23 protein-coding genes and 1 tRNA gene are annotated in these 26,797 nt (G+C 67.5%); 16 read left to right on the top strand and 8 right to left on the bottom strand.

Annotated elements, in window-relative coordinates:
* The first annotated feature begins 12 nt into the window (after positions 1–12).
* The 3 genes from HNO51_RS20465 to HNO51_RS20455 all read left to right on the top strand — a co-directional run bounded on the left by HNO51_RS20465 (position 13) and on the right by HNO51_RS20455 (position 2,340).
* Positions 13–840 (top strand): hypothetical protein, encoded by an 828-nt coding sequence (locus tag HNO51_RS20465; RefSeq protein WP_209538183.1) that lies wholly within the window; start codon positions 13–15, stop codon positions 838–840.
* Positions 837–1,958, top strand: coding sequence for a hypothetical protein (locus tag HNO51_RS20460; RefSeq protein WP_197448962.1), 1,122 nt, complete (start codon positions 837–839; stop codon positions 1,956–1,958). The genes HNO51_RS20465 and HNO51_RS20460 overlap by 4 nt, the downstream gene beginning before the upstream one ends.
* A gap of 305 nt (positions 1,959–2,263) precedes the next feature.
* Positions 2,264–2,340 (top strand) — tRNA-Arg (locus tag HNO51_RS20455).
* Positions 2,341–2,388: 48 nt separating this feature from the next.
* On the opposite strand, the gene HNO51_RS20450 is transcribed toward HNO51_RS20455, so the two are convergent.
* From HNO51_RS20450 to HNO51_RS20430, 5 genes are all read right to left on the bottom strand, one after another.
* Entirely contained in the window at positions 2,389–3,147 is a 759-nt protein-coding gene (locus HNO51_RS20450; protein ID WP_209538182.1) for a M15 family metallopeptidase, read from the bottom strand.
* A gap of 4 nt (positions 3,148–3,151) precedes the next feature.
* On the bottom strand, positions 3,152–4,429 hold the full coding sequence (locus tag HNO51_RS20445) for a TRAP transporter large permease (protein WP_197448960.1): 1,278 nt from the start codon (positions 4,427–4,429) through the stop codon (positions 3,152–3,154).
* Positions 4,426–4,917, bottom strand: a complete 492-nt coding sequence (locus HNO51_RS20440; protein ID WP_197448959.1) for a TRAP transporter small permease — start codon at positions 4,915–4,917, stop codon at positions 4,426–4,428. The genes HNO51_RS20445 and HNO51_RS20440 overlap by 4 nt, the downstream gene beginning before the upstream one ends.
* Positions 4,918–4,977: 60 nt before the next feature.
* On the bottom strand, positions 4,978–6,015 hold the full coding sequence (gene dctP, locus HNO51_RS20435; RefSeq protein ID WP_209538181.1) for a TRAP transporter substrate-binding protein DctP: 1,038 nt from the start codon (positions 6,013–6,015) through the stop codon (positions 4,978–4,980).
* A 133-nt stretch (positions 6,016–6,148) separates the two neighbouring features.
* The gene (locus HNO51_RS20430) at positions 6,149–7,078 is read right to left on the bottom strand and encodes a LysR family transcriptional regulator (protein WP_209538180.1); all 930 of its coding nucleotides are present in this window, start codon (positions 7,076–7,078) and stop codon (positions 6,149–6,151) included.
* Positions 7,079–7,426: 348 nt separating this feature from the next.
* Here HNO51_RS20430 and gbdR point away from each other — a divergent pair, with 348 nt between their 5' ends.
* From gbdR to etfB, 8 genes are all read left to right on the top strand, one after another.
* On the top strand, positions 7,427–8,578 hold the full coding sequence (gbdR, locus tag HNO51_RS20425) for a choline metabolism transcriptional regulator GbdR (RefSeq protein ID WP_209539275.1): 1,152 nt from the start codon (positions 7,427–7,429) through the stop codon (positions 8,576–8,578).
* Between the two features lie 18 nt (positions 8,579–8,596).
* Positions 8,597–8,833 carry a hypothetical protein gene (locus HNO51_RS20420; protein ID WP_209538179.1) on the top strand — a complete coding sequence of 79 codons (237 nt, stop codon included), beginning with the start codon at positions 8,597–8,599 and terminating at the stop codon, positions 8,831–8,833.
* Positions 8,830–9,807 (top strand): dipeptidase, encoded by a 978-nt coding sequence (locus tag HNO51_RS20415; RefSeq protein ID WP_197448955.1) that lies wholly within the window; start codon positions 8,830–8,832, stop codon positions 9,805–9,807. Before HNO51_RS20420 ends, HNO51_RS20415 begins: the two co-directional genes overlap by 4 nt.
* Before the next feature lie 187 nt (positions 9,808–9,994).
* Entirely contained in the window at positions 9,995–10,540 is a 546-nt protein-coding gene (locus tag HNO51_RS20410) for a 4-vinyl reductase (RefSeq protein ID WP_197448954.1), read from the top strand.
* Between the two features lie 10 nt (positions 10,541–10,550).
* Positions 10,551–12,623, top strand: a complete 2,073-nt coding sequence (gene dgcA, locus HNO51_RS20405; RefSeq protein ID WP_197448953.1) for a dimethylglycine demethylation protein DgcA — start codon at positions 10,551–10,553, stop codon at positions 12,621–12,623.
* A gap of 211 nt (positions 12,624–12,834) precedes the next feature.
* Positions 12,835–14,826, top strand: coding sequence for a (Fe-S)-binding protein (locus tag HNO51_RS20400; protein ID WP_209538178.1), 1,992 nt, complete (start codon positions 12,835–12,837; stop codon positions 14,824–14,826).
* Positions 14,823–16,106: an electron transfer flavoprotein subunit alpha gene (gene etfA, locus HNO51_RS20395; RefSeq protein ID WP_209538177.1), complete on the top strand. Its 1,284-nt coding sequence runs from the start codon at positions 14,823–14,825 to the stop codon at positions 16,104–16,106. Before HNO51_RS20400 ends, etfA begins: the two co-directional genes overlap by 4 nt.
* Entirely contained in the window at positions 16,096–16,914 is an 819-nt protein-coding gene (etfB, locus tag HNO51_RS20390) for an electron transfer flavoprotein subunit beta (RefSeq protein ID WP_197448950.1), read from the top strand. The genes etfA and etfB overlap by 11 nt, the downstream gene beginning before the upstream one ends.
* Before the next feature lie 269 nt (positions 16,915–17,183).
* On the opposite strand, the gene HNO51_RS20385 is transcribed toward etfB, so the two are convergent.
* Complete coding sequence (locus HNO51_RS20385) at positions 17,184–18,758, bottom strand: BCCT family transporter (RefSeq protein WP_197448949.1); 1,575 nt, start codon at positions 18,756–18,758, stop codon at positions 17,184–17,186.
* A gap of 279 nt (positions 18,759–19,037) precedes the next feature.
* Between HNO51_RS20385 and fdhA the strand changes: the two genes are divergently transcribed.
* Together fdhA and HNO51_RS20375 are read left to right on the top strand one after the other, a co-directional pair.
* Positions 19,038–20,231: a formaldehyde dehydrogenase, glutathione-independent gene (gene fdhA / locus HNO51_RS20380; RefSeq protein ID WP_197448948.1), complete on the top strand. Its 1,194-nt coding sequence runs from the start codon at positions 19,038–19,040 to the stop codon at positions 20,229–20,231.
* Positions 20,232–20,381: 150 nt separating this feature from the next.
* The gene (locus HNO51_RS20375; protein WP_197448947.1) at positions 20,382–20,621 is read left to right on the top strand and encodes a hypothetical protein; all 240 of its coding nucleotides are present in this window, start codon (positions 20,382–20,384) and stop codon (positions 20,619–20,621) included.
* Between the two features lie 108 nt (positions 20,622–20,729).
* Here the strand turns inward: HNO51_RS20375 and HNO51_RS20370 are convergent, their stop codons facing one another.
* Positions 20,730–22,016 (bottom strand): aromatic ring-hydroxylating oxygenase subunit alpha, encoded by a 1,287-nt coding sequence (locus tag HNO51_RS20370; protein ID WP_197448946.1) that lies wholly within the window; start codon positions 22,014–22,016, stop codon positions 20,730–20,732.
* 327 nt (positions 22,017–22,343) lie between these two features.
* Between HNO51_RS20370 and HNO51_RS20365 the strand changes: the two genes are divergently transcribed.
* Positions 22,344–23,450, top strand: coding sequence for an FAD-binding oxidoreductase (locus HNO51_RS20365; protein WP_197448945.1), 1,107 nt, complete (start codon positions 22,344–22,346; stop codon positions 23,448–23,450).
* Between the two features lie 18 nt (positions 23,451–23,468).
* On the opposite strand, the gene HNO51_RS20360 is transcribed toward HNO51_RS20365, so the two are convergent.
* A complete protein-coding gene (locus HNO51_RS20360; protein WP_209538176.1) occupies positions 23,469–24,542 on the bottom strand; it encodes a substrate-binding domain-containing protein in 1,074 nt (357 codons plus the stop codon).
* A 192-nt stretch (positions 24,543–24,734) separates the two neighbouring features.
* Between HNO51_RS20360 and HNO51_RS20355 the strand changes: the two genes are divergently transcribed.
* Together HNO51_RS20355 and HNO51_RS20350 are read left to right on the top strand one after the other, a co-directional pair.
* Positions 24,735–25,232 carry a formate dehydrogenase subunit gamma gene (locus HNO51_RS20355; protein WP_197448943.1) on the top strand — a complete coding sequence of 166 codons (498 nt, stop codon included), beginning with the start codon at positions 24,735–24,737 and terminating at the stop codon, positions 25,230–25,232.
* Positions 25,232–26,782, top strand: coding sequence for a formate dehydrogenase beta subunit (locus HNO51_RS20350; protein ID WP_209538175.1), 1,551 nt, complete (start codon positions 25,232–25,234; stop codon positions 26,780–26,782). The genes HNO51_RS20355 and HNO51_RS20350 overlap by 1 nt, the downstream gene beginning before the upstream one ends.
* Positions 26,783–26,797 lie beyond the last annotated feature (15 nt).

Below are 26,797 nucleotides of genomic sequence, written 5' to 3'. Positions count from 1 at the left end.
CACGAGGGAACCATGAGCGAGCGGCATCTCGCTGCCTGGCGTCACACCCTGTATCGGCAAGGGTATCTCGTGCTGACGGTGGCCGGGCTGCTGACATGGGCCCGGCTGCAGCCGGGAACGGCCAACGTGCTGCTGCTGCCTGCCTGGGCGGTTGCCGGCCAGCTGATCTTCGCCGGCAGCTTCGAGGCCGCGCGCCTGCGCCGGCGTGCCTGGCTGGGCCAGTACCTGCTGGCGTCGTCGCCCTGGCACCGCCGGCTGCGGGGCGGGCCGCTCATGGTACTGCGCCATCAGCTGCTCGGCCTGCTGCTGGCGCTGCTGCTGCTGGTGCAGCTCCGCCTGCTGCCGTCGGCCACCTGGGCGGTACTGGTGATGGCGGCGCTGATGCAGGGCGCGTTGCAGACCTTCCTGCATCGGCGTGCGGCACGCCACGTGGTCGCCGCCTATGCGCCCGCGTTGGTCCGTCGCCTGCTGGTCTGGCCCGTCGCTGTCCTGCTGGCGCTGCTGCTGACGTTGCTGGCGCTCTGGCTGCCACAACCCTACCTGATCGGGCTAGCCTGGGAAGAGGCCCTGGTGCGGCACGTCTCCACCGCGGCGGGCGGCACGCTGCTCGGCTTCTTCGAGCGTCTCGCCCAAGCCCTGGAGTTGACCCAGTACTGGGCCATGCAGAATGCCGTGACCCGCAGCGGGATCGGCGAAGGCCTAGCGCTGGTCGGCTGGCTGCTGCTGTTGCTGACGCAGAGCGCGTTCGCCTGGGCATTCGTCAGGCTGCTGGTGGGTGCCGACGCCCTGCGCAGCCGGCTGTCGCGGCGACCCGAGAGCGGACGGGAGGAATCCGCATGACGACACGCCTCGAGACCGTTCGGCGCCTGCCGGCAGCGGCCTGGGTCCTGGGCCTGCTGCTGGCCGCGCTGCTGATGCTGGGCCTCGTCCCGGCCTACCACCTGATGCAGGCGCGCAGCGAGGCACCGCTGTTCCGCGTCGTGGTCGATGGCGAGACCCTGCTCCTCGATGCCGAGACCCATGCCGACCTGGGGCGGGAACTGGATCAACTCGCTTCCGGCCTCGACCTGCGGCTGCGCGACGAGATGCGCCCCTGGCTCGAGGTGCACATGAACGCCGCCTTCGTGCCGCTCGAGGCCGCGGTGCCGGAATACCTCGACTGGCACTTCTCGCTGCAGGGCAGCTATCTGCGCCTGGCCATGGCGCTGACGGGTGAACTCGATGCCTGGCTGGAGGCACAGCTGGCCGAGAGACTGATCGAGCGCAGCGGGTTCGAGGCCGCGCTGGTAGAGCTCGAGACCGATTACGCCACGCGTCTCGAACTGGCCCAGCGGCGGCTGGAGCGCGAAGTCGCCCTGACCCTTCATGCACGCTACGGAGAGCGCCAGGCGGTCGCCACCTCGTCGCGGGAGATACGCGAGGTCGATCTCGACCTGGCGCTGCGACAAGCCTTCCGGCACCGCTTGGACGAGATGCGCTGGGGGACGGCGGCCGCCGGTGGCGCCTTTGGCGTCGCTGTCGGTCGGACGCTGGCCCAGCGACTGGTGGCGGGCACCGCCATGCAGGGCTCGCGAGCCATGGCCGCTCGGGTCGTGGCGCGCCTTGGCGGCCATGCAACGCGTTCGCTCGGCAGCGGAGCGACGGCCGCGGCGGCCGCCTCCCCGACCGGCCCCGCGGCGCTGCTGGCCGGCGCCACCGCCACGGCGGTGGCCCTGGCCGGCTTCGTCGGCACCGAGTACACCCTGCTCAAGGCCGAAGAGCTTCGCTTTCGCGACGCCATGGAAGCCGAGCTGGCCGGCGAGGTGGCGCGTACCCGGGTCGAAGTGCGCCGTGCGCTCGAAGCCGATGCCGCCCGCCGCGCCGAGGCGCTCGAACGCTACCTGACGCAGGCGGCCCACGATGTCGAGGCGGGCGCGGGGGTGCCGCAGGAGTACCGTATCCTCGTTCCCGGTCGCTGACTCGATGGAAACCACCAGGCTGGACAGTTTTGGCCCCGGCGGTTACGATGTTGGCCGCTTCTCGCAGCGCAACGCGCTGCCGGCGTGCGGAGTCGACAAGGCTTCCAGCGCCACCTTGCATAAGCGCCCGTAGCTCAGTTGGGCGTAGCCGGATCTGTAGAAGCGCAGCTTCTGCCCGGCGAAGCGACCGGTGCGATGCAGCGCACCGGGCCGGACCCGAAGGCGAAGCCGGAGGGGAGTGTTGTGCAGCGCAACGCGCTGCCGGCGTGCGGAGTCGACAAGGCTTCCAGCGCCACCTTGCATAAGCGCCCGTAGCTCAGTTGGATAGAGTGTTGGCCTCCGAAGCCAAAGGTCGCAGGTTCAAATCCTGCCGGGCGCGCCACGAATTCGAAGCCCCACGGTTCTGCCGTGGGGCTTCTTTCGTTGGCGCTCAGCTCAGCTGCCGGCGCCAGCGGTTCTCGATGGTGTCGAGCTCGGCGGGACCGTAGCGGGCTTCGGCGTGGCCGCCGTAGTGCGCCCACAGCTGGTCGCCGAGGTCGTAGTGCCACCATTCGCTCGGCAGGTTGGTGAAGCCCTGCCCGGTCATTACCCGGTACAGCAGGCGGCGGTTGTCGCGGGCGCCGCGCTGCGCCGGGCTCAGCGTCTCCAGGCGCTCGAAATGGTCGCTGTGCGAGGCGGGCAGCGCCTCGTCGAACAGCGTGCCCATGTCCAGCGGCAGGCCGTCGGCATCGCACAGGGTGACGTCCACGGCGCCGCCGGTCAGATGCGGGCTCGGCGCTGCCGGGTCGCGGCTCGGCAGCGAGACGAATTCGCGGGTGCGCTCCAGCAGCTCCTCCTCGCCGAGTTCGGGATGGCGCAGGTGGATCGCCTCGTGCAGCGTATCGAACAGGTACTGCTGGACCCGCCAAGGGCGCCAGCCGTCCAGTACCGCCAGGCCGAAGCCCTCGGGCAGCGCCCGAGCTGCCGCCAGCAGCGCCCGGTAGACTCCCTCGCGTACGAAGCACTCCGGCACGGCCCCGGGAATGCCCAGCCGGGCATAGGCGGGAAACACCTTGATCGGCGGCGGCGCCAGGCTCATCGGCACCAGGCGTTCGCCGTTGTCGCGAATCGGCAGGCGGCTGACCGACTCCCAGCCGGGAAACGGCTGGCTGGGTACGGCCTCGGAATCAGGCAGGGTATGACGGGGCATGGGTCTATCCAATGGCAGCGGGCAGCCAGAGTGTCAGCTGCGGAAAGAGAATCAGCAGGAGCAGCACGCCGATGGCCGTCAGCACGAAGGGCCAGATGGTGCGGAACAGCGCGACGATCTCGATGCGGCTGACGGCGGCGGCGACGAACACGCAGGCGCCCATGGGCGGCGTGATCAGGGCGATGGTGATGTTGAGCGTGATGACGATGCCCAGGTGCACCGGGTCGATGCCCGCCATCATCGCCACCGGGGCGAAGATCGGCGTGAGCAGCATCAGCGCCGACACCTCCTCCATGAACATGCCGGTGACGAAGGTGATGGCACTGAGCAGCAGCAGGATCAGCACGGCATTGTCGATGTACGGAGCGAGCAGCGAGACGAACTGGGCCGGCACCTGGGCGTAGGAGAGCAGCCAACTGATGGTGGCCGAGGCCGCCATGATCAGGAAGATCGCCGAGGTGAGGCGGGCCGTGTCCAGCAGGGCGCGCCAGAAGTCGCCGAGACGCAGGCCGCCGAGCAGGATGCCGCAGAGCGCCACGTAGAGTGCCGTCAGCGCGCCGGATTCGGTCGGCGTGACGAAGCCGAGCACGATCCCCGCCACGATGATGAACGGAGCGATCAGTGCCGGCAGTGCGGCCAGCGCGGCGAGCCCGAGTTCGCCGAGGCGCGGCAAGCCGCCGCGCTTGGGCAGCCCGTGGCGCCAGGCATGCCAGGCGTTCATGCCCATGAAGGCGACCCCCAGCAGCAGCCCCGGGATCACGCCGGCGAGGAACAGGTCGCCCACCGAGGTGTTGGTCAGCGAGGCGTAGAGGATCATGAAGATGCTGGGCGGGATGATCGGCCCGATCAGCGAGCTGCCGGCGGTGAGGCCGGCGGCGAAGGCGCGCGAGTAGCCCTCCTTCTGCATGGCCGGTACCAGCAGCGAACCCAGCGCCGAGGTGTCGGCCACGGCGGAGCCGTTGACCCCGGCGAAGAACACGCTGGAGACCACGTTGACATGGCCCAGGCCGCCGCGCAGGTGGCCGACCAGCAGGCGCGCCAGGCCCATCAGGCGCTCGGTCAGCCCGCTGGCGTTCATCAGGTTGCCGGCCAGGATGAACAGCGGAATGGCCATCAGCGAAAAGACATTGATACCGCCGAAGAACTGCTGCGGCAGCATGCGCGCAATCATCGCAGGGTCGACGAACAGGAAGCCGACCACGGCGGTAACGAGCAGGGCAAGGAACAGCGGCAGGCCGAGCAGCACATGGGCGAGGAACACCGCCAGCATGGTGAGGATCATGCGACCTCCTCGGTGATCGTCGGCAGCGGTGCCGGGCCGTACCACAGCGCGTGCCAGGCGAGCAGGGCGAAGCCCAGCGGCAGCGACATCAGCGGTATCGTGCGACTGATGCCGAGCCCGGAGGTGGTGAACATGCCCACCGACAGGGCGTAGCGGTAGCTGAACCAGGCGCCGCCCAGGGCCAGAACCAGAGTGAGCAACCACTGGTAGAGGTTGAGCACCCGCGCCAGGCCGCGCGGCAGCAGCCGCTCGATCAGCGCCACGCGCATATGGCCTCCCTCGATCCACACGGCACCGGCGGCGAGCATCACGGTGGCGATGATCAGGAAGCGTGCCAGTTCATCGGTCCAGATCGGGGCCCCGCCGGCCAGGTAGCGCATGAAGACGCCGTAGAGGATGGCCGCCAGGTTGATCAGCAGCAGCGTGGCCGCAAGCGTCAGGATGAGTGTCCGGCTCACGGCCAGCACCCGTTGGCGAAGCGAAGGCATGGAAAACTCCGGCCGTCACGGGCGAGGGCCGGGTGGCCCTCGCGACATTGCGGGGTGGGTTCAGTCGAGCAGCTCGGTCATGCCGGCATCCTCCAGCGCCAGATCGATCCAGCGCTGGTCGATGCCGCGCTCGCGCAGCCATTCCAGATAGGCCGGCTGGCCCACCTCGCGGAAGGCGGCGATGTCATCCTCGGAAGGGCGGATCACTTCCATGCCCTGCTCCTCGAGGAAGGCGATGCGCTCTTCCACCTTCGCCTCGTTGTGCTCACGGGCGTTGCGGTTGGCCTCGGCCACGGCGTCGAGGAAGGCCTCGCGGGTGGCCTCGTCCCAGCCCTCGATCATCTCGGCGTTGCCGACCAGGAACTGGTTGGAGTACTGGATGTTGGCCAGGGTGAGATAATCCTGCACCTCGTAGAGGCTGCCGAGGATGATGTACATCGGGGGGTTCATCTGCCCATCGGCGACCCCGGTACGCAGGGCCATGTAGACCTCGGTCCAGGGAATCGGTGTGCCCGAGGCGCCGAAGGACTCATAGAGCGCCACCTGGCTCGGGTCCATGGCGCGGAAGCGCAGGCCCTCGAAGTCGTCGGGGTGGGTGATCGGCTTCTTGTTGTTGGTGAAGGCGAGGAAGCCGCCCTCTTCCACCACGGCGAGCATCTCGATGCCGGCACGTTCGTGCAGGGTGCTCTCGATCTCGTTCCAGTACTCGCCTTCGTCGAAGAAGCTGCGTGCCGCCTCGAAGTCCTCGAACAGGAACGGAATGGCGCTGACGAAGATCTCCTCGACCAGGGGTGACACGCCGGCGAACGAGGCCACGTTGAGGCTCGACGTGTTCATGGTCTGCTCCATGCGATCCTCTTCCTCGCCGAGCATGCTGTTGGGATAAAGCTCGAGTTGAAGTTCGCCGCCCGTCTTCTCCTCGACCAGTTCCTTGAGGTTGGTGGCAAAGACATGCACGGCGTTCTTGTCCGGGTCGGGGGCGCCGTTGTAGCTCAGGTTGATGGTGGTGGCCGCCTGAGCGGTGCCGGCCGCCAGGGCGCCGGCCAGCAGGCCGGCAACGGCGAGTCCCTTCAGCACGGAGGGCAGGTCGCGGATCATGAGGGTTCTCCTTGTGTTGTTGTTGACGGCAAAGGGCCGATGTCGTGCGCCTGGCACGGCATTCCATTAGCAGACTAGAAATTGATGCGTTGACTATGCAAGACCGCAAGCGTTGCTCTTGCAGCAACGCTTGCTACGACTCGCCCAGTCTGGGGGCGTCGCCTCGGAAGAAGCGCATGCCTTGGCGTAGATGCGCGACGCAGGCTTTGGCCGCCATGGTGAGCTCGCGCCCCTCCAGGCTGACGATCTGTGCACGGGCGCCGTTCATGACCGGGTAGGCCATGGGCAGGGCGAGGATCTCGCCGCGCTGGATCTCGTCGCTCACGGTCAGCTCGGGCATGAAGGTCACGCCGATGCCGGAGCGCACGAAGTTTTTCAGTACCGCCACGGAGTTGGTATGCAGGCGGGCGTCGAGGTGCACTCGCTCCTGGTGGGCCACCATGTTGACCATCTGGCGCATGCCGAAGGGATTGTCCATCAGTGCCAAGGGCGCGCCCTGCAGGTCACGCAGCCGTACCGGCCGTGCCAGTTCGGCCAGGCAATGCCTCGGTGGCACGATCAGGTCCAGCGGCTGGCGGGTCTCCACGTGGCAGCGAATCAACGGGTCGACCGGCGGTACGTAGAGCAGCGCCAGGTCGACCTCCATGTCCTTGAGCAGCGACATCGCCTCGTTGACCCCCGCCATGCGGATCTCTACGTTGATGCCGGCGAAGGCGGACATGAACGCGCCCAGCGGCGCAGCGATCAGGTCGGCGATGAAGCCCTCGCCCACGGCGATGCGTACCTCGCCGCGGGCCAGTCCCTGGATCGCCATCAGCTGCGACAGCACGGCCTCCTCGGCGGCGCGCTGAGAGTGGAAGTGGCGGACCAGCAGGCGTCCCGCCTCGGTGGGGCGCATGCCGCCGCCGTGCCGCTCGCACAGCTTGATGCCGAGGTCTTCCTCCAGCGCCCTGAGCTGACGGCTGATCGCCGAGGCATCCACGTCGAGCCTGGCGGCGGCGCGGCGCAGCGAGCCTTGGCGGATCACTTCGTTGAGATAGGCAAGGGCACGCTGATTGAGCATGGGGGCTCCGGTCGGGATGGTGACGACATGATACCCGATGAGCCCGGAAGGCTAGCGCTACGCAATGGCAGGGGGCGGCATCGCGATTTGCCCAAAAGCGACGTGTGCTGCGTTCACATGCGACACCGAAAGGCCGCCTGCCTGGCGGCCTTCTTGCGTATGACCGATTTTTAACGTATCCGAGAGCGACATCTTGGATTATCTTGAAGGTCGGGCTTGCCTGATCGCGACACCTCGAGGCACCGATCCGCTGACCCGATCCCCGACTCATGACCCTGACACAGCACCCTGACGGGTAAACATGCCGACAACCATAACGACACGCGGCATCGGAGTATGACTATGGCCATGTCTTCCCAGGCTTCATCCGCTTCCCACGCCCCGAGCAAGGAGCCGGCGCCCCAGACGCTGGGTTTCCTGCTGCTGGACAATTTCACCCTGTTCTCGCTGGCCTCGGCCATCGAACCGCTGCGCATGGCCAATCAGCTGGCCGGGCGCGAACTGTATCGCTGGTTCACGCTGAGCATCGACGGCGGCCCGATCTCGGCCAGCGACGGGCTGCGGGTCACGCCCGACGGCGCCATCAGCATGCCGCTGGCGCTGGACATGGTCATCGTCTGCGGCGGCGTGGGGCCGGCGCGGGCCGTGCAGCGCGAGCACGTCTCCTGGCTGCAGTCCCAGGCGCGCCTGTCGCGGCGGCTGGGCGGCATCTGCACCGGCAGCTGGGCGCTGGCCAAGGCGGGGCTGCTGGACGGCTACGAGACCAGCGTGCACTGGGAGTGTCTGGCGGCGATGCGCGAGTCGTTCCCCCGCGCCGTGCTCACCACCCGGCTGTTCTCCATCGATCGCGACCGGGCCACCGCCTCCGGCGGCACCGCGCCGCTGGACATGATGCTGACCCTGATCGGTCGCGAGCACGGTCGCGAACTTTCGGCGGGCATCTCCGAGATGTTCATCTGCGAACGTATGCGCGGCGAGCACGACCATCAGCGGATACCGCTCAAGCACGTGCTCGGTACCACCCAGCCCAAGCTGCTCGAGATCGTCGCGCTGATGGAGGCCAACCTGGAGGAGCCCATCGCGCTCGAGGAACTGGCTACCTACGTCGACGTCTCGCGCCGGCAGCTCGAGCGGCTGTTCCAGAAGTACCTCAACTGCTCGCCGTCGCGCTACTACCTCAAGCTGCGCCTGACCCGGGCGCGCCAGCTGCTCAAGCAGACCTCGATGTCGATCATCGAGGTCGCCTCGGCCTGCGGCTTCGTCTCCACGCCGCACTTCTCCAAGTGCTATCGCGAGTTCTTCGGCCTGCCGCCGCGAGAGGAGCGCCTGGGCATGAGCCCGCTGCGGCCGCCGGTGCTGGCCGAGCAGCCGTCGGGCAGCCTGCTGCTGCAGCCGGTCGCCTTCCAGCCCGTGGCGGAGCAGCCGATCTCGGCGGCGCTGATGGCGCTCGACAACGCTCGCGGTGAGCCGACCTACGCCAGCGTACGCCTGGACCATTGATGCCCACGACTCGCGGCCATGCGCCGCGAGTCGCTGCTCCTCTTTCCCGTGATGTCGCCCTCATTCCGCACCAGCGGAAGAAGCATGTTCGTGCTTGCGCTTTCCCGTGTCGCCACCGGCGAGACTGTGCCGCTCGTCGCAGTCACGACAGAGATGACGTTTTTGGAATTCTCGCCGTCGCTTCCAGAAGTCGAGGCGTGCCTGGCCGGCGCTATGCTGCCATCAGTCAACCCCGATCCGGAGCACGCCCCATGACGCCCCAAGACCTGCACGACGATGCCATCGTCATCGACGGCCTGATCATCGCCAAGTGGAACCGCGAGCTGTTCGAGGACATGCGCCGCGGTGGCCTCACCGCTGCCAACTGCACCGTCTCGGTGTGGGAGGGCTTCCAGGCCACCGTCGACAACATCGTCAAGTCGAACCAGCTGATGGCCGAGTGCAGCGACCTGGTGCGTCCGGTGCGCACCACCGCCGACATCACCCGGGCCAAGGAGGAGGGCAAGACCGGCATCATCTACGGGTTCCAGAACGCCCACGCCTTCGAGGACCAGATCGGCTACGTCGAGGTCTTCAAGCAGCTCGGCGTCGGCATCGTGCAGATGTGCTACAACACCCAGAACCTGGTGGGGACCGGCTGCTACGAGCGCGACGGCGGCCTGTCCGGCTTCGGTCGCGAGATCGTCGCCGAAATGAACCGCGTCGGCATCATGTGCGACCTCTCCCATGTCGGTTCCAAGACCTCCGAGGAGGTGATCCTCGAATCGAAGAAGCCGGTCTGCTACTCCCACTGCCTGCCGTCCGGCCTCAAGGAGCATCCGCGCAACAAGTCCGACGAGGAGCTGCGCTTCATCGCCGAGCACGGCGGCTTCGTCGGCGTGACCATGTTCACCCCCTTCCTGCGTGCCGGCGTCGACGCCACCGTCGACGACTACGTCGAGGCCATCGAGTACGTGATGAACATCGTCGGTGAGGACGCCATCGGCATCGGCACCGATTTCACCCAGGGCCACGGCAAGGACTTCTTCGAGTGGCTGACCCACGACAAGGGCTACGCCCGTCGCCTGACCAGCTTCGGCAAGATCATCAATCCCGAGGGCATCCGCACCATCGGCGAGTTCCCCAACCTGACCGAGGCGCTGCTGCGCCGTGGGTTCAGCGAGACTCAGACACGCAAGATCATGGGCGAGAACTGGGTGCGAATCTTGAAAGACGTTTGGGGTTCTTAACCGGCCTTCGGGCCTATTGCGCTTGCGATTACTGCGTTGCGAAGTCGTTCGAAATGCTCATGGACAACAGTCCACTCCGCTTTCTCTCGACTTCGCGCCTTGTTCTCGCTGCGTTCATGACGGCCCGGATTCATTCGTGAGCCAGATCACCAGCGCCAAGAACAACGATTTTCGAGGAATTAAGACCGTGACCAAGATGGCCCCTGAACTGCCCATCGAAGTGGATAGCGAAACCGGCGTGTGGACCACCGACGCCCTGCCGATGCTCTACGTGCCGCGGCACTTCTTTATCAACAACCACACCGCCGTCGCCGAGGCGCTGGGTGTGGACAAGTATGCCGAGATTCTCTACCGCGCCGGCTACAAGAGCGCCTGGCACTGGTGCGAGAAGGAGGCCGAACTGCACGGCCTGGCAGGCGTCGAGGTGTTCGAACACTACATGCTGCGCCTCTCCCAGCGCGGCTGGGGCAAGTTCGTGACCGAAGAGATCGATCTCGATGCCGGCACCGCCCGGGTACGCCTGGAGCACAGCGCCTTCGTCTATCAGCTCGGCAAGACGGGGCACAAGGAGGAGTACATGTTCACCGGCTGGTTCGCCGGCGCCATGGACCAGATCCTCGCCGCCCGCGGCAGTGCCCTGCGCACCGTCGCCGAGCAGACCCAGAGCGCCGCCGAACCCGGCTGCGACGTGGGTATCTTCATCGTCAAGCCGTTGCCCGACGCCCGGGGTTGAGGAGGTTTCCATGGCATTCGACGCGATCTTCGAGCCGATCCAGATCGGCAAGCTGACCATCCGCAACCGCGTGGTCAGCACCGCCCATGCCGAGGTGCATGCCACCGACGGCGGCATGACCACCGAGCGTTACGTCAGGTACTACGAGGAGAAGGCCAAGGGCGGCTGCGGCCTGTGCATCTGCGGCGGCTCCTCCGTCGTTTCCATCGACAGCCCCCAGGGCTGGTGGAGCTCGGTCAATCTCTCCACCGACCGGATCATTCCTCACTTCCAGAATCTCGCCGATGCCGTGCACAAGCACGGCGGCAAGATCATGATCCAGATCACCCACATGGGGCGGCGCTCGCGCTGGGACGGCTTCGACTGGCCGACCCTGGTGTCGCCCTCGGGCATTCGCGAGCCGGTGCATCGCTCCACCTGCAAGACCATCGAGGAGGAGGAGATCTGGCGCATCGTCGGCGATTTCGCCCAGGCGGCGCGGCGGGCCAAGGAGGGGGGCCTCGACGGAGTCGAGCTCTCCGCCGTGCACCAGCACCTGATCGACCAGTTCTGGAGCCCGCGGGTCAACAAGCGCACCGACCAGTGGGGCGGCAGCTTCGAGAACCGCATGCGCTTCGGCATGGAGGTACTCAAGGCAGTACGCGCCGAGGTCGGCGACGACTTCGTCGTCGGCATGCGCATCTGTGGCGACGAATTCCATCCCGACGGCCTGACCCACGAGGACATGAAGCAGATCGCGGCTTACTACGATGCCACCGGCCAGGTCGACTTCTTCGGCGTGATCGGTTCCGGCTGCGACACGCACAACACCCTGGCCAACGTGATTCCCAACATGTCCTACCCGCCGGAGCCGTTCCTGCACCTGGCGGCGGGCATCAAGGAAGTGGTCAGCGTGCCGGTGATCCACGCCCAGAACATCAAGGATCCCAACCAGGCCCAGCGTATCCTCGAGGGAGGCTACGTCGACCTGGTGGGCATGACCCGTGCGCACATCGCCGACCCGCACCTGATCGCCAAGATCAAGATGGGCCAGGTCGACCAGATCAAGCAGTGCGTGGGCGCCAACTATTGCATCGACCGCCAGTACCAGGGCCTCGACGTGCTGTGCATCCAGAACGCCGCGACCTCCCGTGAGTACATGGGCCTGCCGCACATCATCGAGAAGTCCGAGGGACCCAAGCGCAAGGTGGTGGTGGTCGGTGGCGGCCCCGGCGGCATGGAGGCGGCCCGCGTCGCCGCCGAGCGTGGCCATGACGTCACCCTGTTCGAGGCCGCGGAGCAGCTCGGCGGCCAGATCACCATCGCCGCCCAGGCGCCGCAGCGCGACCAGATCGCCGGCATCACCCGCTGGTACCAGCTGGAGCTGGCGCGCCTGAACGTCGACCTGCGCCTCGGCACCCGCGCCGACGAGGCGACCCTCGAGGACCTGCGTCCCGACGTCGTGATTCTCGCCACCGGCGGCCAGCCCTTCCTCAGCCAGTTCCCCGAGTGGGGCTACTCGGAGAACCCCGAGGAGAGCCTGGTGGTGAGCACCTGGGACGTGCTCTCGGGCAAGGTAGAGCCGGGCAAGAACGTGCTGATCTACGACGCCATCTGCGAGTTCTCGGGCGTCTCGGCGGCGGACTATCTGGCCGACAAGGGCGCCAAGGTCGAGATCGTCACCGACGACATCAAGCCGGGCGCGGCGGTGGGCGGTACGACCTTCCCGACCTATTACCGCAGCCTCTACGAGAAGGAGGTGATCATGACCTCCGACCTGATGCTGCACAAGGTCTACCGCGAGGGCGGCAGCCTGGTGGCGGTGCTCGAGAACGAGTACACCGGCGCCCTGGAGGAGCGGGTGGTCGACCAGGTGGTGGTGGAGAACGGCGTACGCCCGGACGAGGCGCTCTACTACGCGCTCAAAGAGCGCTCGCGTAACCGCGGCCAGGTGGATCTCGAGGCGCTCTACGCGGCCAAGGCGCAGCCCTGCCTCGCCGAGGAGGGTGACGGCTACCTGCTGTTCCGCCTGGGCGACTGCACGGCGCCGCGCAATACGCATGCGGCCATCTATGACGCCCTGCGGCTGTGCAAGGACCTCTGAAAGCTATTGCGCTCGGCCAGGCGTTGTTGAAGTTCGGCTCGTCATGCTCATGGAGCAAGCAGTCCATTCCGCTGACTCGCCGAACTTCGCCTAGCCTGGCCGTCGCTCATGACGCTTTCACGGTGCCGGCCTCTGTTGTCGCCGGTACAGCCCCGAAGCCAACGACAACGACAACGCCAAAGCCAACGGCTTATGAGACGAGGTGAGCACCATGCTCGACACCCTCCTGCCGATACTGATCTTCTCCGCCCTGGCGCTGGCCGTGATCGGCGCCGTGCGGCGCATTCGCCTGTGGCGCCAGGGGCGGCCCGCCCGGGTCGACCTGCTGCGCGGGCTCGCCGCCATGCCGCGGCGCTACCTGGTGGACCTGCACCACGTGGTGGCGCGCGACAAGGTGATGTCCCATACCCATGTGGCCACCGCCGGCGGCTTCGTCGCGGCGGCCGTGCTGATGATCCTGGTGCATGGCCTGGGGCTGGCCAACCCCATCCTCGGCGGGCTGCTGCTGCTGGCCAGCGCCGCCATGTTCGCCGGCAGCCTGTTCGTCGCCAAACGACGGCGCAACCCGCCGGCGCGGCTCTCCAAGGGGCCATGGATGCGCCTGCCGAAGAGCCTGATGGCGTTCTCGCTGAGCGTGTTCCTGCTCACCCTGCCGACGCTAGGGGTCCTTCCCGAAGGAACGGGCAGCGGGATCCTCGCCCTGGCGCTGGCCGCGGTGCTGGTGTGGGGCCTGGGCGAGATGTTCTTCGGCATGACCTGGGGCGGGCCGATGAAGCACGCCTTCGCCGGCGCCCTGCATCTGGCCTTCCATCGCCGCCCCGAACGCTTCGGTGAGGGCAACCGCTCCACCGGGCTCAAGGCACTGAAGCTGGACGACCCCTGGGCGCCGCTCGGCGTCGAGACGCCCAGCGACTTCACCTGGAACCAACTGCTCGGCTTCGATGCCTGCGTCCAGTGCGGTCGCTGCGAGGCGGTATGCCCGGCGTTCGCCGCCGGCCAACCGCTCAACCCCAAGAAGCTGATCCAGGACATGGTCGTCGGCATGGCCGGCGGCAGCGATGCCCACTATGCCGGTTCGCCCTACCCGGGCAAGCCGGTGGGAGAGCACGTCGGGACCCCCCACGGCCCCATCGTGGCTCGCCAGGGCACTGCCCTGGTCGATGCCGAGACGCTGTGGTCGTGCACCACCTGTCGTGCCTGCGTCGAGGAGTGCCCGATGATGATCGAGCACGTCGATGCCATCGTCGACATGCGCCGCTTCCTGACCCTGGAGCATGGCAATACGCCGGGCAAGGGAGCCGAGGTGCTCGACAATCTGATCGCCACCGACAACCCCGGTGGCTTCGACCCCGGCTCGCGCATGCACTGGGCGGCGGACCTCAACCTGCCGCTGATGCGCGACGTGGGGGAGGCCGAGGTGTTGCTGTGGCTGGGCGACGGGGTCTTCGACATGCGCAACCAGCGCACCCTGAGAGCCTTGGTGAAGGTGCTGCGCGCGGCCGAGGTCGACTTCGCCGTGCTCGGCAACGAGGAGCGCGACAGCGGCGACGTGGCGCGCCGCCTGGGCGACGAGGCGACCTTCCAGTCGCTGGCCAAGCGCAATATCGCGACCCTGTCACAGTATCGCTTCCGGCGCATCGTCACCTGCGACCCGCACAGCTTCCATGTGCTGAAGAACGAGTACGGCGAGCTGGGCGGCGTGTATGAGGTGCGCCACCACAGCACCTACCTGGCCGAACTGTTCGAGGCGGGCCGGCTGCACTTCGCGCCCTGGAAGGGGGGCTCGGTCACCTATCACGACCCCTGCTATCTCGGCCGCTACAACGGTGAGTACGAGGCACCGCGCAACGTGCTCAAGGCGTTGGGCATCGAGGTGGCCGAGATGCAGCGTTCGGGGTTCCGTTCGCGCTGTTGCGGCGGCGGCGGCGGTGCGCCGATCACCGACATCCCCGGCAAGCAGCGGATTCCCGACATGCGCATGAATGACGTCAAGGAGACCGGCGCCGAGCTGGTGGCGGTGGGCTGCCCGCAGTGCACCGCCATGCTCGAAGGGGTGGTCGATGCCAGCGCCGAGGTGCGCGACATCGCCGAGCTGGTGGCCGACGCCCTGATGGAGCGCCCCGCTCACTCCGGCCACGATAGCACCCGTACCTCGCAGCCTGTCGCCGAGACTCGTCCGGTGGTGAAGGAGGTGACACCATGAGCGAGATCATCCGCCGCGATCCGCGCAAGGAGTGGATCGCCCGCAATCGCCTGCATCCCGACCACCTGAGCGTGCTGGCGGAGCTTGGCGAAGGCACCGCAGCGACCGAGTGGATGGGCCCCAACGGGGTGATCCGCCGGAATCCCCATGCGGTGGGCTTCATCGGCCCCAACGGGCTCAAGCGCATCGACCGCAGCGGTGTCCAGCAGGCGGCTGCCTCGGGACGCGCGGCCGGCGCCGGTCACAAGGCCGCCTCCGACGATCGCCGGCAGGTCATCATCGAGGAGCCGGCCTTCGTAGTCGCGGTGGTGCCGGACATGCCCGGCGGGCGCCTCTCGAGCCACGACCGCGACCTGCTGGGCCTGGCCCGGCAGCTGGCCGACGCCGACGGCGAGCGGCCCGGTGCCGTGCTGGCCGTGATCTTCGGCGGCCACAAGGAGGATACGCTTGGCGACGCCGGCATCGACCGCCTGCTCGCCTTCGATGATGCCGCATTCGATGGCTATGCACCGGAGGCGCGCCTCGCCGCGCTCGCTGCCGTCGAGGACGAGCTGGCCCCGCGTCACTGGCTGTTGCCCGACTCCAAGCTGGGCGGCGCCGAACTGGGGCGGCGCCTGGCGGCTCGCCTGCGGGAGCGGCCCGCCACCGGTGTCTGGCAGCTCGAGCAGGACGGCGCCAGCGCCCTGGGCTGGCGCTGTACCGCGCGAGGGGCCGCCGGCACCAGCGACATCCAGCGCGCCCTGCCGCGCGTCGTGCTGGCGCTGGCCGAGTGCGCCGAGCCCGTATCCGAGACCCGCCATGCGGCCCGTCCGCTGGCCTTGGCGCAGCCGCTGCCTCCGCTGTTGGGGCGCATCGAGGATCTGGGCCAGGTGGCCGTCGATCCGGCCGGCGTGGCCCTGGCCGAGGCCGAGTTCATCCTCTCCGCCGGCAACGGAGTCAAGGAGTGGGAGGGTTTCCATCAGGCCGCCAAGGTGCTGGGGGCGACCGAGGGCGCCTCGCGCGTGGCGGTGGACGACGGCTTCATGCCGCGCGACCGCCAGGTAGGCGCCACCGGCACCTGGGTCACCGCGCGGGTCTACGTGGCGGTGGGCATCAGCGGTGCCATCCAGCACCTGCAGGGCATCCAGAGCTGCGAGAAGGTGGTGGCCATCAATCTCGATCCGGGATGCGACATGATCAAGCGCGCCGACCTGGCGGTGATTGGCGACTCGGCGAGCATACTCGCGGCGCTGGTCGAGATGGTGCAGCGGCAACGTGAGGAGAAGCGTGATGCGGCCTGAGGTCAATCGAGAAGAGAACACGCGAGACGCGGCACTCGAGGTGGCCGTGCTGGTATCGGTTGGTCGCCACCCCGTGACCGGTCGCGCCCGACGCGCCGACCAGGATGCCCGTGGCGTGGAACTGGCCCTGTCGCTCGACAAGGCAGGCATCACCTTGCTGCACGCCGGAACGCTCGACGAGGAGAGCGAGAGTGCCCTGCGCGGCTATCTGGGCATGGGCTTTCCCGCCATGACCCTGGTCGAGCAGCCGCCGGGCGCCGACGTGGTTCCCGCCCTGGCCGCCAGGCTGAATGACGCACGGCCGCAGCTGGTGATCGCCGGCGAGCGCGCCGAGCGGGGAGAGGGATCCGGTATGCTGCCCTACCTGCTGGCCGAGCGGCTGGGCTGGCCGCTGGTCAGCGGCCTGGCGGCGGTGGAGAAGGTCGAAGGTGGCGTGGCGACGCTGCTCCAGGCTCTGCCCCGTGGCCAGCGCCGTCGGCTGCAGGTGCGGCTGCCGGCCATCGTCACCGTCGACGCTGCCGCGTCGGCGGCGCGCCAGAGCGCCTTCGGCCCGGCCCGGCGCGGGGAGGTCGAGACCGAAACCGCGGCGGTGACGTGGGACGAGGCCCTGCCGGAATGGAACGTGACGCCGGCCCGCAAGCGGCCCAAGCGCCTCAAGATCGTCAAGGCGGCCTCGGCCCGGGACCGCTTCAAGGCCGCCGCGGCCAAGGCCGAAGGTGCCGGTGGCCAGGTGTTGACCGACGTGACCCCGGAGCAGGGCGCCGAGGCGATCTACAAGCTGCTCAAGGAGGAGGGCGTCCTCCGATAGCTCTGCCTGGAGTGCCCAACCCAACGCGACGACCCCGGCCATGGCCGGGGTCTTTGCATCTGGCCAACCTACCCGGCCAGTGCGAACGTAGGTAGCTCGGTTCCGTGGCGGCCAGCCTCTCATCGCTCGCGGCCTGAGCGAGAGCATTCACGACCCTGGGACAATCGGCACGCGCGTGAGCATGATGCCGCACGCAGCAGGCAAAAGAAGACCCCAGCCTTGGCCGGGGTCTATGCGTTGGGACGGGTTCCTGGAAGCAGGGCTCGGTATCAGGCCAGCCTGGCGCCCACCAGCCCGCGCTGCTCCTCGCGCAGCCCCTTGACCAGGCAGAACGCCATGCCCAGCAGCACCAGGGTGAAGGGCAGGCCGGTGGCCACGGCGCCGGCCTGTAGTGCGCCCAGCGCGGTGCTGCCGCCGCCGTAGAGCAGGATGCCGGCGATCACGCCCTCCAGCACCGCCCAGAACACGCGCTGGCCGCGGGGCGCGTCGGTCTTGCCGCCGGCGGTGATGTTGTCGATCACCAGCGAGCCGGAGTCCGACGAGGTGATGAAGAAGATCAGCACCAGCAGGATCGCCAGGCTGGAGGTCAGGGTGGTCAACGGCAGGTGCTCGAGCATCTGGAACATCGCCAGCGAGACGTCGCTGATGCCGTCGGCCAGGGCGCCGACGCCGGCGGCCGACTGGTCCAGGGCGGTGCCGCCGAAGACGCTCATCCACACCAGGGTGACCAGGGTCGGCACCACCAGCACGGCGGTCAGGAATTCACGCACCGTGCGCCCGCGGGAGACCCGCGCGATGAACATGCCGACGAAGGGCGACCAGGAGATCCACCAGGCCCAGTAGAACACCGTCCAGCCGTGGTACCAGGTGGTGTCGTCGCGACCGATCCAGTTGGAGAGCGGCACGATGTGGTTGGCGTAGGCCAGGGCGGTGTGCCACAGGTTGTTGACGAACAGCAGCACGCCGCCGGTCACCAGCACGAAGGCGAGCAGCCCCAGGGCGATCACCATGTTGATGTTGGAGAACAGCTTCACGCCGCCGTCGATGCCGCGCCACACCGAGAACAGCGCCACGGCGGTGACCACCACGATGATCGCCAGCTGGGTGCCGATGGTGTTGGGCACGTCGAACAGGTAGTTGAGGCCGCCCGCCGCCTGGGAGGCGCCGAAGCCCAGCGAGGTGGCCAGGCCGAAGATCGTCGCCAGCACCGCGACGATGTCGATGACGTGGCCGAACCAGCCGCGTACCCGCTCACCGAGGATCGGCGTGAAGGCCGAGCGCAGGGTCAGCGGCAGCCCGCGGTTGTAGGCGAAGAACGCCAGCGACAGACCCACCACGCCGTAGATCGCCCAAGGGTGCAGGCCCCAGTGGAACATGGTGGCGCCGATCGCCGCGCTGGCCCCGCCCGGGGTGTGCGCCGCGGCGTTGAGCGGGGTGCCGTACCAGTCGGTGTAGTAGGCCACCGGCTCGGCCACGCTCCAGAACATCAGGCCGATGCCCATGCCCGCGGCGAACAGCATGGCGAACCAGGAGGTGGTCGAGTACTCCGGCCGGGCCTGGCTGCCGCCCAGGCGGATGCGCCCCACCGGCAAGGCAATCAGCGCCACGCACAGCAGCACGAACAGGTTGCCGGCGATCATGAACAGCCAGTCGAAGTATTCGATCGACCAGCCGCGGGCCGCGGTGAGATGGGCGTTGGCGGCGTCGGGATAGATGAGTGCGTAGAGGATGAAGCCCAGGATGGCCAGGGCCGAGAGCGGGAACACGGGATGATGGAAGTCCATCCCCAGTACCTGCGCATTGTCCTGCCCAGGTTTGAGGAGTGGCGCATCGTCATGCTTCATGGGGATTCCTCGATGATTGTTTTTCGTGTTGCGCTTGGTGCCGGATGCAGGGCGCACCCGGTCTGCCATTGTTGGGCGCCTGGGGCGTGGGCAGTGTCGTGAAAGCGACCTACGGTTGTCTCGAGGGGCCCCTGGCATGGCGATATCACGCATGGCGGCGTCGCCTGTGCGAATACGTGGCGTGCAGGGTGTGGCGTAGGCTGGCTCGGTGGCGTCTCGCCATCCCCTCGGCGTCGGGCCCTGGCCCGGTCAGCCGCATAACAACGTAAGGAGCCAGCCATGAGCCAAGCCAACCGCGGCGTCGTCTACAAGGGCCCGGGTAAGGTCGACGTCGAAGCCATCCCCTACCCGGAGCTCGCCCTCGGCAATCGCAAATGCGACCACGGCGTGATCCTGAAGGTGGTCACCACCAATATCTGCGGCAGCGACCAGCACATGGTGCGCGGGCGCACCACCGCGCCGTCCGGCCTGGTGCTGGGCCACGAGATCACCGGCCTGGTGATCGAGTGCGGGCGCGACGTCGAGTTCATCAAGCCGGGTGACCTGGTCTCGGTGCCCTTCAACATTGCCTGCGGGCGCTGCCGCAACTGCAAGGAAGGTCGAACCGGCATCTGTCTCAATGTCAACCCGGCTCGCCCCGGTGCCGCTTACGGCTACGTCGACATGGGCGGCTGGGTCGGCGGCCAGACGGAATACGTCATGGTGCCCTACGCCGACTTCAACCTGCTGAAGTTCCCCGACGCCGATCAGGCGATGGAGAAGATCCGCGACCTGACCCTGCTCTCCGACATCTTCCCCACCGGCTTCCACGGCTGCGTGACGGCCGGTGTCGGGCCGGGCAGCACCGTCTACATCGCCGGCGCCGGTCCGGTGGGCCTGGCAGCGGCGGTGTCCGCCCAACTGCTGGGAGCGGCCTGCGTGATCGTCGGCGACATGATCGAGGAGCGCCTGGCCCAGGCCCGCAGCTTCGGCTGCGAAACCATCGACCTGACCCAGGACGGCGACATGGCCGACAAGATCGAGGCGATCCTCGGCGAGCGTGAAGTCGACGCCTTCGTCGACTGCGTCGGTTTCGAGGCCCATGCCTGCGGCTGCAACCACGGCAAGGAAGCGCCGGCGACCGTACTCAACTCGGCGATGCAGCTGACCCGCGCCGGCGGCCAGATCGGCATTCCGGGCCTTTACGTGACCGAAGATCCCGGCGCCGTCGACGATGCCGCCAAGCAGGGAGCGCTGAGCATGCGCTTCGGCCTGGGCTGGGCCAAGTCCCACTCCTTCCATACTGGGCAGTGTCCGGTGATGAAGTACCACCGCCCGCTGATGCAGGCGATCCTGTTCGGCAAGGTCAAGATCGCCGATGCGGTCAACGTACAGATGATTTCGCTGGATCAGGCGCCGCAGGGCTATGCCGACTTCGATGGCGGGGCAGCGAAGAAATTCGTCATCGACCCCCATGGCAGCGTGGCCGCCTGAGGAATGCACTGAACCGGTCGACGGCGAGCGCCGAAAGGCGGCGCCGCCAGCCATTTCGGGATATCGACCCCATGGCAGCGTGGCCGCCTGACGCGCTTGCGGGTAATCTAGGGAACAGACGACGGCAATGGCAGCGATGAGGTGAGAGAAATGATGTTCGCCGACTTGATCGATGCGGAGGATTTTCGTCAGCGCCTGGTGGCGCTGGGCATCGAGCTGCCTGCCGACGCCGACCCTGATACCTGCGCCCGGCTTGCCGCTCAGCGGCAGGCCGAGGCGGAAGTGCCTGGCCTGGCGGCGCTGGTCACCGAACTGGAGGCCCAGGCCGGCGTCATGCTGCCCGAGGTGCGTGAGGCGCTGGTGAAGCATCTGCGGCCGGCCGTCGACTAGGGTCGCCGGCCAGAACCAGCGCCATGACGTCCGAACGAACCCGAGGGAAACGAATCGCCCCCGGCCAAGGCCGGGGGCGATCTCTTTCGTCCCGAGGAGAGGGGGCGTCTAGCCTCTCACCAGCTGCAGGTGGGGCGCGCTGTGACCCAGGTTCTCCTGCATCCGCTCGCTGTACCAGTCGATGAAGTCGATCACGCCGAACTCGTAGGTCTCGGAGTAGGGGCCCGGCTCGTACGCCTTGGAGTTGATGCCGCGCTGGTTCTCCTCGGCCAGGCGCTTGTCCTGGGCGTTGGTGGCGTCCCACACCCGACGCATCTCCTCGGGCTGGTAGTCGACGCCCTCCACCGCATCCTTGTGCACCAGCCACTTGGTGGTCACCAGGGTCTCCTGCGGGCCCAGCGGCAGCACGCGGAACACGATGGCGTGGTCGCCCATGAAGTGATTCCAGGAGTTGGGCAGGTGCAGGATGCGCAGCGAGCCCATGTCGGGGCTGGTCAGGCGGCCCATCAGCTTGCGGCAGGCCGGCTTGCCGTCCATGGTCATCGAGACCACGCCATCCAGCAGCGGTGTGCGGGTCAGCCGGTTGCGCTTGCCGAAGCGCTTGAGCTGCCAGGGTATCTGCTGCTCGTCCCAGTCGGACTGCTTCTTCGCCACCAGCGCCTTGTAGGCGGGCGTGGCGCGGGGGTCGTCGGTGTCGTCGAACTCCTGCAGCGAGTTGAGCAGCTCCGGGTGGGCGCCGTTGCAGTGGTAGCACTCGCGGTTGTTCTCGATCACCAGCTTCCAGTTGGCCTGCTCGACGATGCTCGACTCCACGGCGACCTTGACGTTGGTCATGTCGTAAGGCTCGAGGTAGTGCTCCAGGGTGACCAGGAAGTCGTCGATGGCGGGCGGCTGCTCGGCCAGGCTGATGAAGATGAAGCCGCCGCCGGTGCGAACGTGGACCGGCTTCAGGCCATAGGCGGAAAGGTCGAAGTTCTCGCCCATGTCGCTGCCGGCGAACAGCAGGCGGCCGTCGAGCTCATAGGTCCACTGGTGGTAGGGGCAGACCAGCTTGGCGACCTTGCCCTTGTCGCTGACGCACAGCCGCGAGCCGCGGTGGCGGCAGACGTTGTGAAAGGCATGGATGGCGCCGCCGTCGCCGCGCACCAGGATCACCGGGTTGTCGCCGACCTGCAGGGTCATGTAGTTGCCCTTGGCGGGGATCTCGCAGGTCATGCCGGCGAACAGCCACTCCTTGCCGAAGATCTCCTGCATGTCCAGGGCGAACAGCCGGGCATCGTTGTAGAAGGGCTGGGGCAGCGAGACGTTGCGCGCGCGCTCGGCCAGCATCCTGGCGGTAGCCTGGCGCGCGGGATCCAAGGGGTCGTCGAGGGGTGTCGGGGAGGGTGTGTCCATGCAAGCTTCCTCATTGCTGGCCGCGTCGGCGGCATCGGTCGGATTGTTGGTGTCGTCGGAAAGTCGGCGTTGTGATTGTCTTGGGGCCGGGTTGCGAATACGGCGAGTGTGGATCAGCCGCGGGGCGCCCAGTTGTCTGCCGGCGACAAGCATGAATGCAGGCGCGACGCGCGTGGAAGGAAAAGAGACACCGAGTGGGACTCATGGGCATGCCCGTGTCGTAGTCAGGCAAGTCGTGGCCTTGCCGCCTGGCGCAAAATTCGTTCAACGGCAGGCGGTGTTCCGCAGTCGGAGCCTTCCACGCTGATCAATGCCAGGCGACGCGACATGACCATGAACTTTCTCAACCCCGTCACGACCCAGACCTGGACCAACGGCCGCCATTTGGTGCGTTGCGTCAAGGTCATCCAGGAAACTTGGGACGTCCGCACTTTCTGCTTCATGGCCGAGCAGCCGGTGCTGTTCTTCTTCAAGCCGGGGCAGTTCGTGACCCTGGAACTGGAGATCGACGGCGAGCCGATCATGCGCTCCTATACGATCTCCAGTTCGCCATCGATTCCCTACAGCTTCTCGATCACCGTCAAGCGGGTGCCCGGGGGCAAGGTGTCGAACTGGCTACACGATAACCTGAAGATCGGCGACGAACTGGCGGTGCATGGCCCGGTGGGCAATTTCAATTCGATCGATTTTCCTGCCGACAAGGTGCTGTTCCTCTCCGGCGGCGTGGGTATCACGCCGCTGATGTCGATGACACGCTGGTTCTTCGACACCAACGCCAACGTCGACGTCGAGTTCATCCACAGTGCACGTGCCCCGCGCGATGTCATCTACCATCGTGAGCTGGTGCACATGTTCTCGCGGATCCCCGAGTTCAAGTTGCATATCGTCTGCGAGAAAAAGGACGACATCGGCGAGGCCTGGGCCGGCTATCGCGGGTATTTGACCCAACCAATGCTCGAGCTGATGGTGCCCGATTTCCTCGAGCGCGAGATCTTCTGCTGCGGTCCCACGCCCTACATGAACGCGGTCAAGCGCATCCTGAGGGATAACGGCTTCGACATGAGCCATTACCACGAGGAATCCTTCGGTGCCACGCCGCTGGATGTGCGCGAGGAGGTGCTGGAGCTGGCCGAGCAAGCCGAGGCCGAGGCCGAGGAGATCGACTACGCCGACATGCTCAGCGTCGAGTTCGTCGGCTCGGGCAAGAGCGTGCGCATTCAGCCGGGAGAGACGGTGCACTCCGCTGCCGCCAAGCTGGGCCTGCACATTCCCAAGGCCTGCGGCATGGGCATCTGCGGCACCTGCCGGGTGGGACTCAAGTCCGGTGAAGTGGACATGGAGCACAACGGCGGCATCACCGACGAGGACATCGAAGAGGGCTACATCCTCTCCTGCTGCAGCAAGCCGCGAGGCGACGTGGTGGTCGATTACTGAGGCCGGACCCGGCGAGGCTCAGGAGCGCTGGGTCTCGTCGAACAGCTCGTCGACGCTGCACACCTCGCCGCAGCGGTCCGGCGTATAGCCCGGCAGCTCGCTGACGGCCTGCCGGAACGATTCGCCACGGATCATCTCCAGCAGGCGCCTGACGCTGGGGTCGGCGAGACTCCGGCGCTGGCACACCAGCAGGTAGTGCTCGTCGGCCAGGGGCAGGAAAGCCAGGCCGAACTGATGCGCGGCGGCCTCGACGCCGAAGCCGACGTCGGCCATGCCGGCGGCGATGTAGGCGGCCACCGCAGAATGGGTGTACTCCTCGAGCTCGAAACCGAGGATGCGTTGCGAGGCGAGCCCGGCGTCGCGCAGCAGGATGTCGAGCAGCGCCCGGGTGCCCGACGCCTTCTGGCGATTGATGAAGCGCACGTCGCCGCGGGTCAGGTCGGCCAGGCCGACGATGCCCTTGGGGTTGCCCGGCCTCAGCATGAGCCCCTGGCGGCGGGTGATGAAGCGGATGATGCAGTGGCTGCGCGGCCGCAGCTGGCGGCGATAGCCCTGCATCAGCGGGCCGCGGGTGGCCGAGGTCGGCATGTGGTAGCCGGCCACGTCGCAGGCGCCACGGTTGAGTGCGGCCAGCGCCTCCGCGGGGCTGCAGTACTGCAGGTCGAGCTGGAAGTCACTGGCGAACCGCGGCAGCAGCGCCACCGCGTAGCCGTGGCTGGCGTGAACGCGCAGCACCGGCTCGACGCCCTCGAACAGCTGTTGCAGCTCGAGATTGAGCTCCGAGCCGAGGCTCTCGAGCTGCGGGCCCAGCCGGGCAGCCACCCGCTGACGGGCCCACAGCAGCTTGTCGCCGAGCGGCGTGAGCCGCGCGCCGCGGCCCTTGTGCATTTCCACCAGGGCGACGCCGAAGAACTCCGCCCACTTGTTGAGCAGGTTCCATGCGTGGCGGTAGGAGATGCCGGCCTCGGCGGCGGCCGCGGTCAGCTTGCCGCTGCGATGGATGCCCTGCAGCAGCCCGAAAAGCTGTGGATCCAGGCGGTTACCCGCCTCGTCGGTGAAGGACCAGGCGGGCTCGATACGAATGCGCTTCATATGCTGTGTTTTTCATATTTCGAAACGGAGACGGTGCTGCTACTTTCACAGGTACGTACCAGAAGGCACGAGCAATCGCGACGACAGGCATGCTAATTCATATATGCACTGTAGTACATAACTAGACCATAATCAGCAGCGCCGAACGTCGCGCGCGGGTGCCGCGCCGCACGTTCGCTTCGAGGCCAGGCCATGTACAACAGCCCTTTCCCACCATGGACCCCCCAACTGGTTCAGGACGAGATCGACGCCCTGAAGCACGAGCCCGGGGCCCTGCTACCCATCCTGCACGCGATCCAGGATCGCTTCGGCCATATTCCCCGCGAGGCGGTGCCGCTCATTGCCGAATCGCTGCAGCTCACCCGTGCCGAGGTGCACGGTGTGATCAGCTTCTATCACCACTTCCGCACCAGCCCTCCGGGGCGGCACGTGGTGCAGATCTGCCGTGCCGAGGCATGCCAGGCGCGGGGCGCCCGTGCGCTGGAGAGCCATGCGCGGGAAACCCTCGGCATCGACTACCACCAGACCACCGCCGACCGCGAGATCACCCTGGAGCCGGTCTACTGCCTGGGCAACTGCGCCTGCGGCCCGTCGCTGCGCGTTGATGACCGCATCCTCGCCCGGGTCACCCCCGAGCGTTTCGATCGGCTGGTCGACGAGCTGACCACCCAAGTGCTGAAGGTGAGCTGATGACCACGAGACTCTTTGTCCCCCGCGAAACCACGGCGCTGGCGCTGGGCGCCGATGAGGTCGCCGAGCGCATCGAGGCCGAGGCCGAGGCGCGTGGCGTCGAGGTCGAGCTGGTGCGCAACGGCTCGCGTGGGCTGTTCTGGCTGGAGCCGCTGGTGGAGGTCGAGACGCCGGCCGGGCGCATCGCCTACGGCCCGGTGGCGCCCGAGGACGTGGCCGGCCTGCTCGACGCCGGCCTGCTCGAGGGCAGTGCCACGTCACCCCTGTGCCAGGGGCCGACCGAGGAGATTCCCTATCTGCAGGCCCAGCAGCGCCTGACCTTTTCGCGCATCGGCGTCACCGACCCGCTGTCGCTGGAGGACTACTGCGCCCACGACGGCTTCCGCGGCCTGCGCCGGGCCCTCGGCCTTGATTCCCAGGCCATCATCGACGAGGTCAAGGCTTCCGGCCTGCGCGGCCGCGGCGGGGCGGCGTTTCCCACCGGCATCAAGTGGCAGACCGTGCTCGATGCCCCCGCCGCGCAGAAATACATCGTCTGCAACGCCGACGAGGGCGACTCCGGTACCTTCGCCGACCGCCTAGTGATGGAGTGCGACCCCTATCTGCTGATCGAGGGCATGGCCATTGCCGGCCTCGCCGTGGGCGCCACCCAGGGCTACGTCTACCTGCGTTCGGAGTATCCGCTGGCCCAGGAGATCTTCAACGAGGCCATCGCCCGCGCCGAGGCCGCCGGCTATCTCGGTGGCGACATCCTCGGCAGCGGCCAGGCGTTTCACCTCGAGGTGCGCCTGGGTGCCGGCGCCTACATCTGCGGCGAGGAGACCTCGCTGCTCGAGAGTCTCGAAGGCAAGCGCGGCATGGTGCGCTTCAAGCCGCCGCTGCCGGCCATCGAAGGCCTGTTCGGCCAGCCCACCGTGGTCAACAACGTGCTGTCGCTGGCGGCGGTGCCCTTCATTCTCGGCGACGGCGGACAGGCCTACGCCGACTACGGCATGGGCCGTTCGCGGGGCACCCTGGCGTTGCAGCTGGCCGGTAACGTCCAGCGCGGCGGGCTGGTGGAGCTGGCGTTCGGCACCACCCTGCGCCAGCTGATGGAGGAGTTCGGCGGCGGTACTTTTACCGGACGGCCGCTGCGCGCGGTGCAGGTGGGCGGCCCGCTGGGCGCCTATCTGCCCGAGAGCCAGTGGGACCTGCCGCTCGACTACGAGGCCTTCGCCGAGGTCGGCGCGGTGCTCGGTCACGGCGGCGTGGTGATGTTCGATGACACGGTGGACATGGCCGAGCAGGCGCGCTTCGCCATGGAGTTCTGCACGGTGGAATCATGCGGCAAGTGCACCCCCTGCCGCATCGGATCGGTGCGCGGCGTCGAGGTGATCGACCGCATCCGCGCCGGCGAGCGCCGCGAGGCCAACCTCGCGCTGCTCGCCGACCTGTGCGAGACCATGGTGGATGGCTCGCTTTGCGCCATGGGTGGCATGACACCCTTCCCCGTGCAGAGCGTGATGAAACACTTTCCCGACGACCTGCAGCGCGACGCGCAGCCGCGTTGAGCGGGAGGAGGTACG

The sequence above is a fragment of the Billgrantia sulfidoxydans genome, assembly GCF_017868775.1.
GTDB lineage: Bacteria > Pseudomonadota > Gammaproteobacteria > Pseudomonadales > Halomonadaceae > Halomonas > Halomonas sulfidoxydans.
The sequence above is the reverse complement of the archived record's forward strand: the minus strand, read 5'-3'. Positions and strand labels throughout refer to the sequence as shown.